This window comes from Bacteroides sp. 3_1_23 (assembly GCF_000162555.1).
Lineage (GTDB): Bacteria > Bacteroidota > Bacteroidia > Bacteroidales > Bacteroidaceae > Bacteroides > Bacteroides ovatus.
Window position 1 is genome coordinate 2,025,906 of the sequence record NZ_GG774949.1, and the last position, 15,668, is coordinate 2,041,573.

Below are 15,668 nucleotides of genomic sequence, written 5' to 3' on the forward strand. Positions count from 1 at the left end.
CTCGGCTTATTATTGTTTGAGTTACAAATGTATGGAAATAAAATGGAATTGCAATAATCTGCCACAAATTTATTTGCTGAAAAGTAATTAAGGTACGATTTGGTAGCATTTAGGTATAAAAAAAAATTGGAAACTCTAACCTGTATGTCGCCACACAGCAGAGCTTCCAATCCCCTATTTAATTATCAACTGTAAATCCTTACACCACGCCGGAGAATCCCATGAATGCCATAGCAAGCAAACCGGCGGTAATCAAAGCAATCGGAGTTCCTTGCATTCCTTTCGGAATTTTCACGAGGCTCATCTGTTCGCGCAATCCGGCAAAAAGCACCAGTGCCAGACCGAAGCCGATAGCCGTAGAGAATGCGTATACAACACCTGTCAGCAGGTCATAGTCTTTCTGAATCACCAGGATAGCGACACCAAGAATACAACAGTTCGTTGTAATCAGCGGCAAGAACACACCCAAAGCCTGATACAGGGCCGGAGACACCTTTTTCAGGATGATTTCCACCATCTGCACCAATCCGGCAATCACCAGGATGAATGTAATCGTCTGCAAGTATCCCAGTCCGAAAACATCCAGTACAAACTTCTGAATCAGGAAGGTGACGATGGTAGCGATGGTCAACACGAAAGCAACCGCAGCGCTCATACCCATCGCAGTTTCCACCTTCTTGGATACGCCCAGGAACGGACAGATACCCAGGAACTGCGACAACACGATGTTGTTTACAAAGATTGCCGAAATAAATATCAATATATATTCCATATTCTTTTCTTATTTAATTGAATTAGGCTTTCTTGAAACTGTTAATCAACGCAATGAGGTATCCCAAAGCGATGAAAGCGCCCGGAGCCAATACAAACACCAACATTCCATATTCTTCCGGCATGATGGTCAAATCGAAGATTTTACCGGTTCCCAAAAACTCGCGGACAGCACCCAGTAAAGTCAGGGCGATGGTAAATCCAAGCCCCATACCGATACCGTCGAACATAGAAGCAACTGCGTTATTCTTGGCAGCGAAGGCTTCGGCACGTCCCAGTACAATACAGTTCACTACAATCAACGGAATGAAAAGACCGAGTGTAGCATACAGCCCCGGCACGTAAGCCTGCATCACCATTTGAAGCAAGGTCACGAAGGATGCGATCACCACAATAAACGATGGGATACGCACCATGTCCGGAATCAGGTTCTTTATTAAAGAGATCACCACATTCGAGCAGATCAATACGAACATGGTAGCCAGTCCCATGCCCATACCATTGATAGCCGATGAAGTCGTACCCAATGTAGGACACATACCGAGCAGGAGTACAAACGTAGGATTCTCTTTGATAATCCCGTTCATCATTACTTTAAAGTTATTCATATCTGTCTCCTTTCTTATTTAGCACTGACTGAATCAGTTAGTTCAACTTTGATCGTAGCTCCCGTAGCAGCGTCAGCAGCATCTGCGTCCGCGCCTTTCGCTTTTTGAGAAGCACCGGTTACCCCGTTCACTTCCCCGCCTTCGGCCTTATAGGCCTGATAAGCAGCATTCACGGCATTAAGGAAAGCGCGTGAAGTAATGGTAGAAGCTGTGATGGCATCCACCGCTCCCCCATCTTTACTGACGGTCAACGGAGCTTCACCCGGATTCATACCCAAAATAGATTTCGTACTCTCTTCGTGAGATACTGCCTTTTCTCCTTTCGCAGGATCATACGCTCCGAACCATTTGTCGGCTTTAGAGCCCAATCCCGGAGTTTCCGTGTGAGCCAACAGAGAGTAGTTATAGATTTTTCCTTCGGCATTAAAGCCTACCAGCACTTTCAGTTCACCGCCAAATCCCATTGATTTAGCTTCAACAGCCGTACCTACAAGCTCTTCACCGTTCTTAGCCGGATAAACGATAAAGTCAACATTCTTCTTTCCGTCTTTCTCGCTGAAGATTGTATCGCTTTCCGCTACCGGATTATTGGTAAATTCGGGAAGAACCTTTTTCAAGGCCTCGTTCAGCGTCTTCGCATTCGCTTCGGCGATAGGGCCTTTTGTCAGTTCATTTACATAAGCCAGCAACGCAACGGAAATAGCAGTCACTCCCGTAAGTACCAGCAACATATTCTTTAAAGATGATTCTAACTTTTTCATTTCTTCTTCGCTACCTCCCCAAAGCGTTTTGGTTTACAATAGGTGTTAATCAGCGGAGTGAACGCATTCATAATCAGGATGGCGAACGACATACCTTCGGGATAGGCGCCGAACAGACGGATAACTACCGTCAGCAGACCGATACATACACCATAGATCAGCATCCCTTTCTTACTCATCGGAGAAGTCACATAGTCGGTTGCCATAAAGACAGCACCCAGCATCAGACCACCGGAAAGCAACTGCAATACCGGAGAAACGTATTTTTCCGGATCTGCCAGGTGCATGATGCCTGCAAAGACAAACACAGTAGCCAGGATAGACACAGGAATATGCCAGGTGATGATTTTCTTCCAGAGCATATAAACGAGTCCGATCAGTAGAGCCAGTGCACTCACTTCACCCAAGCATCCGCCATTCTGTCCGATCAGCAAGGTCAATGCGTCCGGAATCTGGCTTAAAGCGGCAGTGTCACCGTAAATGGCTTGCTTCATCAAGGCCAGCGGAGTGGCACCGGTGGTAGCATCCGTATAAGCGGTCAACTGTCCGACTACCGGCCAGCTGGTCATCTGCACCGGGAAAGAAAGCAGCAGGAATACGCGACCTGCCAATGCCGGGTTGAAAGGATTGCAGCCCAATCCGCCGAAAGACATCTTACCTACACCGATAGCAAACAGTGCACCGAGGATGATAATCCAGATAGGCAGGTTAGACGGTAAATTAAATGCCAGCAACACACCTGTGATGATGGCAGAGCCGTCGCAGATGGTAGTGGTCGGTTTCTTCATTAAATATTTTCCGATCGCCCATTCGAAGAACAAACAAGCCGCAACGGAAGTAGCCGTGACAATCAGGGCACCCAGTCCGAAGAAATAGAGAGACACCAGAAAAGCCGGAATCAGTGCAATCAGCACGCCATACATATTTTTCTGTACGCTGTCTCCGCCATGAACGTGGGGCGATAGTGATACGATTAATTTATTTTCCATATTCGTTATTTTTTAGCTTGACGTGCACGAATCATAGCTCCCACTTTGCCTTTACCCAGACGACAATAGTCGAGCAGCGGACGGTTGGCAGGACAAGTGAACTGGCAAGAGCCGCACTCGATGCAATCCATGATTCTTTCTTTTTCCATTGTTTCAAAATCTCCGTTTTCGGACAAAGCTCCGAGCAAGTACGGTTCCAGTCCCATCGGACAGGCACTCACGCACTTCGCACAACGGATACAGGTTTGAGCTTCACCACGTTTGGCTTCCTTCCGGTTCATAATCAGGATGCCGGAACTGCCCTTCGCAGTAGGAACCTCGATATTTACGAGCGCCTTACCCATCATCGGACCGCCACCGATCACCTTACCCGTATCTTCGGGCAAACCACCGCAAGCGTCAATCAACTGTTTCATCGGTGTACCGATACGGGCCAGGAAATTAGACGGCTTCGCAACCGACTTTCCCGTCACGGTAATCACCCGTTCAAACAACGGTTTATTCTTCTGCACAGCTTCATAAACGGCAAACGCCGTTCCCACGTTCTGCACGACTGCTCCCGTAGAGATAGGCAACGCACCGCTCGCCACCTGACGTTTGGTGATCGCATCGATCAGCTGCTTTTCACCTCCTTGCGGATATTTCACCTTCAAGGGAACGACTTCGATGCCTGCATAGCTGGAAGCTACTTTAGTCATCAGTTCGATAGCATCGGGCTTATTATTTTCGATTCCGATAAATGCCTTGTTCACTTTCACTGCTTTCATCAGGATAGAAACACCTACCATGATTTCTTCCGCGTGTTCCAGCATCAGCTGATGGTCGGCAGTCAAATAAGGTTCACATTCTACGGCATTGATAATCACACATTCAGCTTTAAAAGAAGGAGGAGGACAAAGTTTCACCTGTGTAGGGAAACAAGCACCACCCAGACCAACGATTCCGGCATCGGCAATTTTCTTCACGATCTCTTCTGCGGAAAGCTCACATTCCTTCACCAGTGTGGCGCTACGGTCGATTGTTTCTTCCCATTCGTCGCCTTCCACATCGATAAAGATAGCAGGTTTCGCATAACCGCTGGCATCGACAATAGTATCAATCTTCGCCACTTTACCACTGACCGAAGAGTGAATTGCTGCCGAAACAAAGCCGGCAGGTTCAGCAATCTTAGTGCCTACCTTTACCACATCCCCTTTCGCAACGATCGGTTTTGCAGGTGCACCGATGTGCTGCCCCAGCAAAATAACAGCCTTTGCAGGAACTTCCGCTGTGATAATGGGTTGATGTGCCGACAATTTATTTTCGTGTGGATGAACTCCACCAATTGAAAATGTCTTTAACATACAATTCTGTATTTATTCTGTTATTATTCTGTTACTTTCGGAGCTTCCGCCACTTCTTCCACTTTGGGTTTCCGCGGAGGGAAATTCAACTCGATAATGGTATTCTGCGGACAAACTTCCACACATTTGCGGCAAGATTTGCACTTGTGCGGATCGATGTAAGCCAAGTTATTTTCCAGCGTGATAGCTTCGAACGGACAAGTCTTCACGCATTTGCCACAGCCGATACAGCTCACCGTACAAGCCTTGCGTGCCACAGCTCCCTTGTCTTTATTCACACAAGAGATATACACACGGCGTGATTTCTTTCCTTGCGGACGGATTTCGATGATCGCCTTCGGACAAGCCTTCACACAGGCACCGCAAGCGGTACATTTTGCTTCATCCACTTCCGGAAGTCCTGTTTCAGGATTCATGTGGATGGCATCGAACTGACAGGCAGCCACACAGTCGCCACAACCCAGACAGCCATAACTACAACCCGTTTCCCCGCCATACAGCGAAGCGGCGATAGCACAACTCTTCGCACCGTCGTATTGATTGATACGCGGACGATTAGCACACGTTCCGTTACATCTCACCACTGCTACCATCGGTTCAGCTTCTCCGGCTGCCAGTCCGAGGATATCAGCAATCTGTGCCATGACGGGCTGTCCGCCTACAGGGCAGAACTTACCATCCAGCGAACCGGCTTTGACGCAAGCGTCGGCAAATCCGCTACAACCAGGGTAGCCACATCCACCACAATTAGCCTGGGGAAGCACTTCTCCCACCTGGGCAATCCGCGGGTCTTCATACACGGCAAATTTCTTGGAAGCCACATAAAGAATAGCGGCTAGCACGAGCGCTATAGCTCCCAATGAAATCACTGCAATCAGAATCAAATTCATAATGTTCTTAGTTATTTATTGGTTTTATAGTAAATGAAAATTGTTGTTTGAGTCGCGTTTTGTTAAGCCATAAAATAAAATAATAAGGTATAAGGATAGCCAGAGAAAGAAGAGCTGCATACAGTTCATTCTCCAACAGAGTCATCAAAAGAAACAATGAAAATATAAGAAGTAGGAAAGGAAGTACAAACGCCAACAATACCGCCATCATGCCCATCGACGTTTCGCCGACCACCATCACTTTCTCTCCCACCTGATAGGAAGAAGCCGCCGTATCTATGATATCTATGATTTTGTCCTTACTATCCGCCGAGGAACAATGCCCCTTTGCGCTACAAGCTGCACAAGCCGATGTCTGGACAATCCTCACCGACAGATGAGAACCTTGTATGTTTTCCACAATACCTAGATGCTTTATAGTATTATTCGTCATTTTGCAAACTCCGCATTACAAATCGCGGCAAATTTAATCATTATTTGTGAACTACGAAGCATTCCCCCAACTTTTTCTACCTAATAAACTGTTATTTCTTGCGTTTTCGTTATCGCACACGGAAAAGATATGCCTACCATTTGATATTTTTCAAGAATAGCAAATAGACATCCTAAACAAAAAATCCATTCATAAAGACCGCAGGCGGGAAACTTTTTCCCGCCTGCCACTTTTACTTTATCTGTTTTTTCACCGTTCTCCTCTCTCCTCCTCTTTTCTTCTCCTGTACTGAAAATACATTCTCCTCCATTCATCCCAGATAACTCCGGCTTCCTCTTCATTGAAGGCATCCAGACAGCACTCCACCACTTTTACGTAATCACTCAATGGGCGTTTTGCCCCTTTTTTAAATCATTAAAAGTAGAGTGGCCGATGTGTACTTTCTTACATATTTCTCCATTTTTCAAATTCGCACGCTTTCGCAACTTTTCAGTGTATGCTCCTAAAATCAGGTAACAACCGACTTCGTTTTCCATTCCTTTTTATTGTTAAAATTAAACTATATTGATTAATAATCTCCACTTTCATCCCAACATGTCGGGACGATGTCTATTTTGCATTTACTAATTTTACGCCGTGTTTTGAAACATATTTATGTATTTTCCACAAAAGTAAAGTTTTTAATTCATTACAACAAAAAATTATGTCCAACAATTACAGAATGTCCTATTTTATGCCACCTATCGCTCCTATCAAAGACAAACAAGGCCGACTGATGACTCCTCCCACACTTATCCCCTTCTGCGAAGTCTCCATCGAACAAGTTTTCCAAATGATTACTTGCAACGAGAACCTCAAAGCCCTGACCGAACAAGTACGCAACTCCGAAGATATACGAGCCGCCAAAGCATCATTACTACCGTATGTGACCCCCTGCGGCATATTCACCCGCCGTAGCGGTAAGGATTTCGTCTCCCCGTCTCACCTGGTGATAGTAGATGTGGACGGGCTCTGCTCCTATCAGGAAGCAATGGAAATGCGACGTATGCTCTATGACGATCCTCTCCTACAACCTGTACTCACCTTTATCAGCCCCAGCGGACTGGGTGTAAAGGCATTTGTTCCTTGCCCTTATTCCTCCACGACAAATGATGTCCAAAATATCACAGACAACATGAGTTGGGCGATGCGGTACGTAGAGACGGCATACAATACGGTAACAGCAGTTTCTTCCAAAACAAAATCCAAAGTCGATTTCTCCGGCAAAGACCTCGTGAGATCCTGTTTCCTTAGTTACGACCCGGAAGCATTGTTCAGAACCACCAACGAATAAATCATAAATCCAAATGACTGATATTGAATCTTTACGCCGTCTCACCGAAGCAGTCGAAACGGCAGGAGCGGACATTGCTCCCACTTATCTTGAATACGTACAATTGTCATTCGCCATTGCAACGGATTGCGGCGAAGCAGGACGTGACTTTTTTCATCGCCTGTGCCGGGTGTCTCCCAAATATCAGCGCGAACATGCCGAACGGGTATTCTCCAACGCACTCCACACCCAACGTGGAGAAGTGCACCTGGGCACCGCTTTCCATCTGGCCGAAGCGACGGGAGTAAGCATCTGCATAGAAGAAATGCCCAAACATCCCACAGGTACAAAAGGTACAGCAGGTACAGCACGCAAATTTCCCCCACACACGGGCGCGCATAACAAGGTGGGAAATGACAATATCTCCGATGATAGAGAAGGGGAAGAAGAACTATTACCGGGCAGTGAACCGCAACATCAATTGCCCACTTTTCCGGAAAACAACTGGCCGGAATTTTTGCAACGTATCATAAAAGCCGGGAGCAGCCCAATACAACACGACATCATGTTATTGGGAGCGCTCACTGCCCTGGGTGCTTGTATGTCGCGCCACGTGCGATGCCTATATGGCGGCAAATACCATCACCCCAGCCTCCAATGTTTCGTAGTGGCTCCTTCGGCTTCCGGCAAAGGTATTCTTTCTTACATCCGCTTACTCGTAGAACCTATCCACGACGAGATCCGCAAAGAAGTGGCCATACAGATGAAAGCATACAAAAAAGAGAAAGCCGAGTACGATGCAATGGGAAAAGAACGAACCAAAAAGGAGGCTCCACAAATGCCCCCCAACAGGATGTTCCTCATTTCGGGCAACAACACCGGTACGGGTATCCTACAAAACATCATGGACTCCGACGGAACCGGACTTATCTGCGAAGCGGAAGCGGACACTCTTTCCACCGCCATCGGATCGGACCACGGTCATTGGAGCGACACCCTACGCAAAGCGTTCGACCACGACCGCTTGTCCTACAACCGCCGCACCGACCAGGAATACCGGGAAGTGAAGAAAAGCTATCTTTCCGTTCTGATTTCGGGTACGCCGTCGCAGGTGCAAACTTTCATTCCGACGGCAGAAGACGGATCATACTCCCGCCAATTATATTATTACATGTGCGGAATCAGTAAATGGATCAGCCAATTTATGGACAACGAGATAGATTGGGAGGAGATATTCACCGCTATGGGACTGGAATGGAAAGAAAAGTTGAGCGTGATAAAAACGCACGGCATTCATACCCTGCAACTCACGGATGAACAAAAAGAAGAAATCGACACCGTCTTTTCCGACTTGTTTGAACGCTCCAGTGTAGCTAATGGAAGGGAAATGTATAGTTTTGTGGCACGTCTGGCCGTCAATCTATGCAGAATCATGTCGGAAGTAGCTGTATTGCGTGCCCTCGAAAGCCCGCAACCCTACGACTTCAAGACCTCCCCCAACTCTCCTTTCACACCGGACAAGGAGATTCCTGCGGACAACCGCAAAGATGACATCATCACTCGTTGGGATGTATCCATTTCACTGGAAGACTTTCATGCTGTGCTTAGTCTTGCGGCACCTCTCTACTGCCATGCCACGCATATTCTATCGTTCCTCCCCAGTACAGAAGTCAGCCATCGTCCTAATGCCGATCGTGATTATCTTTTCCAGAAACTGGGTGATGAATTTACTCGTACCCAGTTACTGGAAGAAGCAGTTGCCATGGGAATTAAAGAAAACACAGCCCTCACTTGGCTGAAACGGCTCACCAAACACGGAAAATTAATCAGTATGGACGGTAAAGGGTTGTATGCGCGTGCGTGTGTGTATGAGTGAACCGGAAAAAGTGTACCTACTGTACCCGTTTTATTTACGGATGCAGTAGTCATTTCAATTACCACATCCGTTTTGACTGAAACAATCGTTTGTCCTGCATAAAGCATCGCTTTAGGAGGTGTAAAGCTAAGCTTTAGACATCGTAAAGCGGTGCTTTATACACCATAAAGCGACGCTTTATTTAAGGCTCTCCTAAAGCATCCACAATAACTCTCACCTCCAACGGTGTGAATGAGCGTCGCTTTGATTCGTAGCCTAAGTCGTACAGGCGTTGCAGAAGTCCGGGGCACAAAGAGATCCATTTCTTCATTTTTCGATAGGCAGCGATGTCAGTTAGTTGCGGAGAATAGAGTTGCGCCAGTTCCATGCGCCCGTAAGCACGTATTTTAAATTCACTCATGATGGATATATTTCTGATTTACTGTTACAAAAATAACAAAAAACGACTATATAACCAACGTTTTTCCATTGAATAACCGACTATAATGACAAATAACCGACCGCTACCAGACACAACCGTGCACAGCTGATTTCCGGGAGATCCGGAGTAGTATTTTTGTATCGTCGAAAGGGAAAAGAATCCCCGGACAATATGTTTAACCCTTTAATTTATTGTTTTATGATTCGTTACAAAATTTATCAGAACCAGCAGAAGAAAGGCTTGAATGCGGGTAAGTGGTTCGCCCGTGCAGTAAGCGACGAGACGTTTGATTTGGCAAAGCTTGCCGAACACATGTCGAAGCACAATTCACCGTATTCCGGTGGTGTCATCAAAGGTGTGCTTTCGGATATGGTAGATTGCATCAAGGAATTGTTGCTAGACGGCAAGTGTGTGAAAATTGATGATCTTGCCATTTTTGGTGTGGGTATTCGCAGTAGGGCAGCCGATACGCTGGAAGAGTTCTCGTTGGAAAAGAATATTAGCGGCATGCGTCTGAAAGCCCGTGCCACCGGTAATCTGTCGACCAATAATCTGAAACTCGACAGTCAGTTGAAACAGCAGGCGGAATATCAGAAACCGACAACTGCCGGAGGAGGTTCTGATTCGGGTGACAACCCTGATCCGAAACCGGATGGAGGTGGTGAAGCGCCTGACCCGGCTGCCTAAAAGATTCACCACAGACTACACAGATTTCCACAGATTATATTGAATTGGTAGTTGTAAAGTAGTCGATTATTTATCTGTGTGAGTCTGTGTAAATCTGTGGTAAACCTATGGCAAACCTACAGTAAATCTGTGGTAAAAGAAAACTATTATTAATTTATTTAAAACCTGTTATTGTATGAGTAAATCATCATCTCCCCGCTCTGTATGGAGCTTAGTTCTCAAAATCGTTATCACTGTAGCCACCGCCATCGGAGGTGTGTTCGGAATACAAAGTTGCATGTAACCCCATGCGGACTATTACATTAATTATCATTCATTGCAGTGCCACGCCGGAAGGAAAGTCCCTTTCGGCGGAGGCTTGCCGACAGGATCATATCTTGCACCGTGGTTTCCGTGATATTGGCTATCATTTTTACATTACTCGTGATGGGGAGATCCACCGGGGACGTGCTCTAGAAAAGATTGGAGCACACTGCCGTAATCATAACACCCATTCGGTTGGTGTTTGTTATGAGGGAGGACTGGATGCGAACGGAAAACCGAAAGATACGCGTACACTGGAACAAAAAGGAGCTTTGCTTGCTTTGTTGAGGGAGTTGAAAAGGCAGTTTCCGAAAGCACTGATTGTGGGGCATCGTGATTTGAATCCGATGAAGGGGTGTCCGTGTTTTAGCTGTACAAAAGAGTATTTGCTAATATAAGCTGATAAAAACGAATGGCTGACAGAGGTTTCATTATCAGCCATTCGTTTTTATCTATTTTATTGTTTAAACTGTTAATCCCAATCAATTATACATTACCTTACAATCGCTTCTTTGATTGATTCCACAATATAACGCACATCATCATCCGTCACATAAGGACCCGCAGGTAGACAGAACCCTACCTTGAAAATATCCTCTTCCACCCCGTTAGTATAGAAAGGAGCATCCGCATAAACTGGCTGCTTATGCATCGGCTTCCAAACAGGCCTGCATTCTATCCTCTTAGATAGCATGAATATACGTAATGCTTCCACATTCTCATTCGGCTGACAATCAGTAGTAGCACTATCTACGGCTTTAATCACACCGGCAGCCCCCCCCACAGCAGTCTTGACAACTTCCTTATAGGCATTCTCCTGCCCTACCACCTTCACTTCCGGGTCGATGCTAGCAGTACAAAGCCAAAAATTAGAATCATAGCGGGAATCAGCAGGTTGCTTGTGAATATGAACACCCTCTACATCTGCCAACAGTTCTTCATAAAGTACCTGCACATGCTTATGATGAGCAATATGTGTATCAGCAACAGTCATTTGGCCACGACCTATACCGGCGCAAACATTACTCATGCGGTAATTATAACCGATCGCAGTATGCTGATAGTAAGGATAAGCATCCCGAGCTTGAGTTGCATACCACATAATGGTATTTTTGTCCGCAGCATTCTGGCAGATTAGAGCACCACCACCTGACGTAGTAATCATCTTATTACCGTTAAATGATAATACACCAAACTTACCAAATGTACCCAACACTTTACCATCGAACTTAGAACCGAATCCTTCAGCAACATCTTCCACTACCGGAATATCATAACGATTAGCGATCTCCATTATCTTCTCACAATCGTAAGGCATACCATAAAGCGCTACAGGTACAATTGCTTTTGGTTTTTTCCCTGTCTTAGTGATACGATCTTTGATAGCTTCTTCGAGCAAAATAGGATCCATGTTCCATGTCTCCTTTTCCGAACCCACAAATACAGGTTTTGCGCCAAGATAAATGATCGGATGTGACGAAGCACAAAATGTAAATGACTGGACTATAACCTCGTCACTTAGCTTTACTCCACAAGCAATTAATGCCAGATGTACAGCAGCTGTGCCCGCAGAGAGTGCAACAATTTCACTTGTACCTCCAACGAATTTTTTAAGCTCATCTTCAAACGCATTCACATTTGGTCCCAAAGGTACCACCCAGTTAGTATCAAATGCCTCTTTTACATATTTTTGTTCAGCACCTTCCTCGCTCATGTGGGCAAGGCAGAGGTAAATTGTTTTTTCGGGTACGTAACTCATTTTACTTCAATTTTTATTGGGTTTTAATTAAATTCATAGAATGTAATGTCCGGCCATTATTTTTACACCACTCAATTCATAACTTTTAAGTTTTTCCCAACTATCCTGTGCCTCCTGTCTATTGCTCTTAGGCCATTTTGTAACCACTTTAGTGCCGGGAATATAGCTATCACCTGTGAACAAGAAACCATTACACAAATAAGAAATACAGCTCCAATCATGGCCGGGAGTTAAGATTGCAGCAACCTTCATTCCTGCTAAAAAATTAACCTCACCATCGTACAAAGTATGAATCATCTCAGACTCAAAAGATATATCAGAAGCCTCTATATGATAACGAGAAATATTCAACTTCGGCTCCTTTAGCCCCTTTACTCCATTCTCTGATGTACAAATAACAGCATGGGGATAGGTGACAGCAATTTCAGGCAATCCATAAATATGGTCAAAGTGAGAATGAGTAAGTAACACAGCGGCTAATTTCAGGTTATGCCTTTGTAGATATTCCTTTATAGGTTGTACATCGCCACAATCCACAATAAAGGCATCATTGCTCCATTCCTCATACACAATGTATGTGCATGAATGAAACACGCTGTTCACTATACGGTGTATTGTCATTAATATGCAGTATAGCCGCCATCAACGGCAATTGTCTGTCCTGTAACCCAACGCGCAGCATCACTTAGCAGATAAATACAAGCATTGCTAATATCAGATGTCTCACCCAACCCCAACGGATGCTTAGCCTCAAGTACAGCACGCTTTTCAGGATCAGCCATATGAGGAAGGTTGGCATTAATAGGAGTCATGATAGCGCCAGGAGCTACGCAATTAACACGTATTTTCTTAGGTGCTAACTCTATGGCTAAACTACGACAGGCCGATTGTAAAGCACCTTTTGTAAGGCTGTACATGGTCTTTGCATTATCTCCTACAAGTCCCATGATACTCGACAAAAAAATGATACTTGTTCCAGCCTTATCATAGTGCCCCATACGACAAATCTCCTTTGTTAAAAACAAAGCTGAATAAATATTGGATTGAATCATAGCTGTCATATCAGTTTCCTTAATAAGTTTTAGAGGGGTAATAGAGCTGACACCTGCACAGTTGATAACACCGGCTATGAAACCTACTTCTTTTACTACTTCTTTCACCTTTTGAGCCATCAATTCTATATTTGTGAGGTCAAGTGATAACAACACATGATTATCGTTAACCATTTGTAACATAGTTTCTTGCAATCTTTGTTCATTGCGTCCTATAAGAATAACACGCGCGCCCATAGCAGCACAATCCATAGCACATTTACGTCCAATGCCACTACTAGCACCTGTCACTATTATATTTTTACCTTCTAATGAAAACGGATTATCCATGCCCCTCTACACACGCTCACCATGAGCAACTTCTACTATATCACTAATCTTTAAATCAACAAAAGGAACAATGGCAGTAGTCCATGTCATACCCACACCAAAAGCACTAAGCATAAGATATTTTTCACCGCCCATTTTGCCCTTCAATTGGTCAGCAATAGTAAGTGGACAGCTTACTGAAGACGTATTACCATACTTACCGATAGTTGAAGGGATTTTGTCAATATTAAGTTTCAACTTCTTAGCCAAATAGCTGTTGATAAAATTATTAGCCTGATGAAATACATAGTAATCCAGTGACTGGATGTCCATCCCACTCCACTCTATCACTTTTTTGATGTCACGGGGAATTTCACGGATAACGAAATTGAAAACATCCCCTCCCTGCATATATCCTTGCTCATCAGAACGAATATTACCATACTCATCAATAACCTTTTCTTTAATTGTTTCAGCTGAACTAGGCATACGGTAGCCACCACCGTTAATTTTAATGAGATCACCACGTGAACCATCAGAATTAAGTGAGAACCAACTATCACCAAACTTCTCATCGCATTCTACAAGCGCAGCAACACCGCCATCTCCAAACAAAAAGGCGGAACGGCGATCCTTTGGTGAATAAACTTTAGAACGTGTTTCGCCATCAAGCACCAGCGCTTTACGCAAGCTACCATTTTTCACCATTGAGAAAGCAATACTGAGTCCATACATAAAAGCCGAACAACCAAGATTAACATCAAAAGCGATACAAGAGTTCGATAGTTCCAAACGATCCTGCAACAGTACTGATGTAGCAGGCATACGGTAATCAGGAGTCTGTGAAATAAAGATGAGTAAATCAATCTCATTCCTGTCAATATTATTATCAGCTATTAATTTCTCGGCTGCTGCAAAGCATAAATCTGATGAACATGTCTCTGCATCAGCAAAACGACGTTCATAGATACCAACTTTGTCTACCACCTCTCTCACTTGATCCTCGGGAAAAAACTCTGTATATTTATAATTATTAACAATCCGTTGAGGAACAGCACCAGCCAAAGCGGTAACACCCACCCCTTTATATTTAAGAAAAGCCATAATCAGCCTACTTTTTACTTATTATTGGTAATATAGTTCATGATGTCGCCCAAAGTCTTCAACTGTTTGAACTCCACATTCTCAATCTGAATTTCAAACTCTTCATCCATCATTGCAATCACAGACAGATACGCCAGTGAATCCCATTCCTCTAATTCACGGAAAATTGTTTCTGTACTCAAAACATCAGTAGTTTCAATTTCAAGAGCCTCTGCGAACTTCTCAATAAAAATCTTTGTATCCATATTTTTTCAGTTTATGATTAATTTAATAATTTACAATTGAATTTTCCTTGCAGGATTACCCATATATAAATGTTCATCTTTAGGTTTGGTCATAAGTACACTACCGGCACCTAGACGCACATTATTACCAATCTTTATTTGCTGCAATACAATGCTGCCTACTCCAAAAAAGTTTCCATCACCTATAGTTACAGCACCTGATATACGTACTGCAGGCATAAGCACATTAAAACTCCCTAATACATTGTCATGTCCCAACTGTACAGATGAATTTAATACATTGAAATCGCCCAATATAACATCACACGAACCTGTACAGTTACGCTGTATAATGTTTCCCTTTCCAATCTTAAAACTCTCTAAATCAAGAATATCTACAGAGGGGTGAATAAGATTTGGAAAATTTATATTAGAATTGGTGATGATATTTGACAGTTTTTTTAAGAATAGCCCCACTGCCAATAGCAATTACAAGATCAAGAGGTTTATCCCAACTATTTACAGTTTCGATCCCCCCCAGCACCTTTCCAAAATGAGAAATTGAAGTACCAGCTTCTATACTGTCATCAAAAAAACCGATAAAGTTCCATTGGTTATTATCCCCCCTTGCCCTATTAATAGCCCCCACTAAGCAAGCTACTTCTTTACCGAAACCACCCGCTCCAAATATCGCTATATCTTTCATTGTCATTTCCATTCAACATTTGTCCTAATAACTTTCATTGGACGCCCAACAGCCAATGCCTTAGCCGATATACCATGAGTAACAATTGAACCTGATCCAATAATCGCACCATCTAACTTC

22 protein-coding genes are annotated in these 15,668 nt (G+C 44.2%); 5 read left to right on the top strand and 17 right to left on the bottom strand.

The genetic code is table 11. The features are described 5' to 3' along the window. Positions 1-199: 199 nt before the first annotated feature. From rsxA to HMPREF9010_RS26330, 9 genes are all read right to left on the bottom strand, one after another. Positions 200-772 carry an electron transport complex subunit RsxA gene (gene rsxA, locus HMPREF9010_RS16260; protein ID WP_004295587.1) on the bottom strand — a complete coding sequence of 191 codons (573 nt, stop codon included), beginning with the start codon at positions 770-772 and terminating at the stop codon, positions 200-202. A gap of 22 nt (positions 773-794) precedes the next feature. Beyond that, positions 795-1,379 (bottom strand): electron transport complex subunit RsxE, encoded by a 585-nt coding sequence (gene rsxE, locus HMPREF9010_RS16255; RefSeq protein ID WP_004295586.1) that lies wholly within the window; start codon positions 1,377-1,379, stop codon positions 795-797. A gap of 14 nt (positions 1,380-1,393) precedes the next feature. After that, complete coding sequence (locus HMPREF9010_RS16250) at positions 1,394-2,140, bottom strand: RnfABCDGE type electron transport complex subunit G (RefSeq protein WP_004309218.1); 747 nt, start codon at positions 2,138-2,140, stop codon at positions 1,394-1,396. Then, positions 2,137-3,129 (bottom strand): RnfABCDGE type electron transport complex subunit D, encoded by a 993-nt coding sequence (locus HMPREF9010_RS16245; protein ID WP_004303572.1) that lies wholly within the window; start codon positions 3,127-3,129, stop codon positions 2,137-2,139. Before HMPREF9010_RS16245 ends, HMPREF9010_RS16250 begins: the two co-directional genes overlap by 4 nt. Positions 3,130-3,134: 5 nt before the next feature. Continuing rightward, on the bottom strand, positions 3,135-4,472 hold the full coding sequence (gene rsxC / locus HMPREF9010_RS16240) for an electron transport complex subunit RsxC (RefSeq protein WP_008648168.1): 1,338 nt from the start codon (positions 4,470-4,472) through the stop codon (positions 3,135-3,137). Between the two features lie 23 nt (positions 4,473-4,495). Further along, positions 4,496-5,362, bottom strand: coding sequence for a Fe-S cluster domain-containing protein (locus HMPREF9010_RS16235; protein WP_008648169.1), 867 nt, complete (start codon positions 5,360-5,362; stop codon positions 4,496-4,498). Between the two features lie 7 nt (positions 5,363-5,369). Continuing rightward, positions 5,370-5,795 (bottom strand): SoxR reducing system RseC family protein, encoded by a 426-nt coding sequence (locus HMPREF9010_RS16230; RefSeq protein ID WP_008648171.1) that lies wholly within the window; start codon positions 5,793-5,795, stop codon positions 5,370-5,372. 249 nt (positions 5,796-6,044) lie between these two features. Beyond that, positions 6,045-6,182: a hypothetical protein gene (locus HMPREF9010_RS26125; protein WP_157453726.1), complete on the bottom strand. Its 138-nt coding sequence runs from the start codon at positions 6,180-6,182 to the stop codon at positions 6,045-6,047. Then, on the bottom strand, positions 6,179-6,331 hold the full coding sequence (locus tag HMPREF9010_RS26330; RefSeq protein ID WP_008648173.1) for a hypothetical protein: 153 nt from the start codon (positions 6,329-6,331) through the stop codon (positions 6,179-6,181). The genes HMPREF9010_RS26125 and HMPREF9010_RS26330 overlap by 4 nt, the downstream gene beginning before the upstream one ends. 167 nt (positions 6,332-6,498) lie before the next feature. On the opposite strand from HMPREF9010_RS26330, the gene HMPREF9010_RS16220 reads away from it, so the two are divergent. Together HMPREF9010_RS16220 and HMPREF9010_RS16215 are read left to right on the top strand one after the other, a co-directional pair. Then, entirely contained in the window at positions 6,499-7,128 is a 630-nt protein-coding gene (locus HMPREF9010_RS16220; protein ID WP_032852513.1) for a BT4734/BF3469 family protein, read from the top strand. Positions 7,129-7,141: 13 nt separating this feature from the next. Further along, the gene (locus HMPREF9010_RS16215) at positions 7,142-8,983 is read left to right on the top strand and encodes a DUF3987 domain-containing protein (RefSeq protein WP_008648175.1); all 1,842 of its coding nucleotides are present in this window, start codon (positions 7,142-7,144) and stop codon (positions 8,981-8,983) included. 181 nt (positions 8,984-9,164) lie between these two features. On the opposite strand, the gene HMPREF9010_RS16210 is transcribed toward HMPREF9010_RS16215, so the two are convergent. Continuing rightward, positions 9,165-9,383, bottom strand: coding sequence for a DUF4248 domain-containing protein (locus tag HMPREF9010_RS16210; protein WP_004295574.1), 219 nt, complete (start codon positions 9,381-9,383; stop codon positions 9,165-9,167). A 219-nt stretch (positions 9,384-9,602) separates the two neighbouring features. Between HMPREF9010_RS16210 and HMPREF9010_RS16205 the strand changes: the two genes are divergently transcribed. From HMPREF9010_RS16205 to HMPREF9010_RS16200, 3 genes are all read left to right on the top strand, one after another. Continuing rightward, complete coding sequence (locus tag HMPREF9010_RS16205) at positions 9,603-10,091, top strand: DNA-binding protein (protein WP_008648176.1); 489 nt, start codon at positions 9,603-9,605, stop codon at positions 10,089-10,091. 175 nt (positions 10,092-10,266) lie between these two features. Then, positions 10,267-10,374, top strand: a complete 108-nt coding sequence (locus HMPREF9010_RS26130; protein WP_004303578.1) for a smalltalk protein — start codon at positions 10,267-10,269, stop codon at positions 10,372-10,374. Between the two features lie 4 nt (positions 10,375-10,378). After that, complete coding sequence (locus HMPREF9010_RS16200; RefSeq protein WP_008648178.1) at positions 10,379-10,792, top strand: N-acetylmuramoyl-L-alanine amidase; 414 nt, start codon at positions 10,379-10,381, stop codon at positions 10,790-10,792. A 95-nt stretch (positions 10,793-10,887) separates the two neighbouring features. Here the strand turns inward: HMPREF9010_RS16200 and HMPREF9010_RS16195 are convergent, their stop codons facing one another. The 7 genes from HMPREF9010_RS16195 to HMPREF9010_RS26500 are packed head-to-tail and all read right to left on the bottom strand — an operon-like array spanning position 10,888 to position 15,548. Next, on the bottom strand, positions 10,888-12,153 hold the full coding sequence (locus HMPREF9010_RS16195) for a DegT/DnrJ/EryC1/StrS family aminotransferase (protein ID WP_008648180.1): 1,266 nt from the start codon (positions 12,151-12,153) through the stop codon (positions 10,888-10,890). A 33-nt stretch (positions 12,154-12,186) separates the two neighbouring features. After that, on the bottom strand, positions 12,187-12,774 hold the full coding sequence (locus tag HMPREF9010_RS16190) for an MBL fold metallo-hydrolase (protein ID WP_008648181.1): 588 nt from the start codon (positions 12,772-12,774) through the stop codon (positions 12,187-12,189). After that, the gene (locus HMPREF9010_RS16185; RefSeq protein ID WP_008648182.1) at positions 12,774-13,535 is read right to left on the bottom strand and encodes an SDR family NAD(P)-dependent oxidoreductase; all 762 of its coding nucleotides are present in this window, start codon (positions 13,533-13,535) and stop codon (positions 12,774-12,776) included. Before HMPREF9010_RS16185 ends, HMPREF9010_RS16190 begins: the two co-directional genes overlap by 1 nt. A gap of 6 nt (positions 13,536-13,541) precedes the next feature. Further along, positions 13,542-14,618: a 3-oxoacyl-ACP synthase III family protein gene (locus HMPREF9010_RS16180; protein ID WP_008648183.1), complete on the bottom strand. Its 1,077-nt coding sequence runs from the start codon at positions 14,616-14,618 to the stop codon at positions 13,542-13,544. Positions 14,619-14,632: 14 nt separating this feature from the next. Further along, complete coding sequence (locus HMPREF9010_RS16175) at positions 14,633-14,863, bottom strand: acyl carrier protein (protein WP_008648184.1); 231 nt, start codon at positions 14,861-14,863, stop codon at positions 14,633-14,635. 30 nt (positions 14,864-14,893) lie between these two features. Beyond that, positions 14,894-15,319, bottom strand: coding sequence for a hypothetical protein (locus tag HMPREF9010_RS16170; RefSeq protein ID WP_369746136.1), 426 nt, complete (start codon positions 15,317-15,319; stop codon positions 14,894-14,896). Then, the gene (locus HMPREF9010_RS26500) at positions 15,273-15,548 is read right to left on the bottom strand and encodes a hypothetical protein (RefSeq protein ID WP_232284325.1); all 276 of its coding nucleotides are present in this window, start codon (positions 15,546-15,548) and stop codon (positions 15,273-15,275) included. Before HMPREF9010_RS26500 ends, HMPREF9010_RS16170 begins: the two co-directional genes overlap by 47 nt. Between the last annotated feature and the right edge of the window lie 120 nt (positions 15,549-15,668).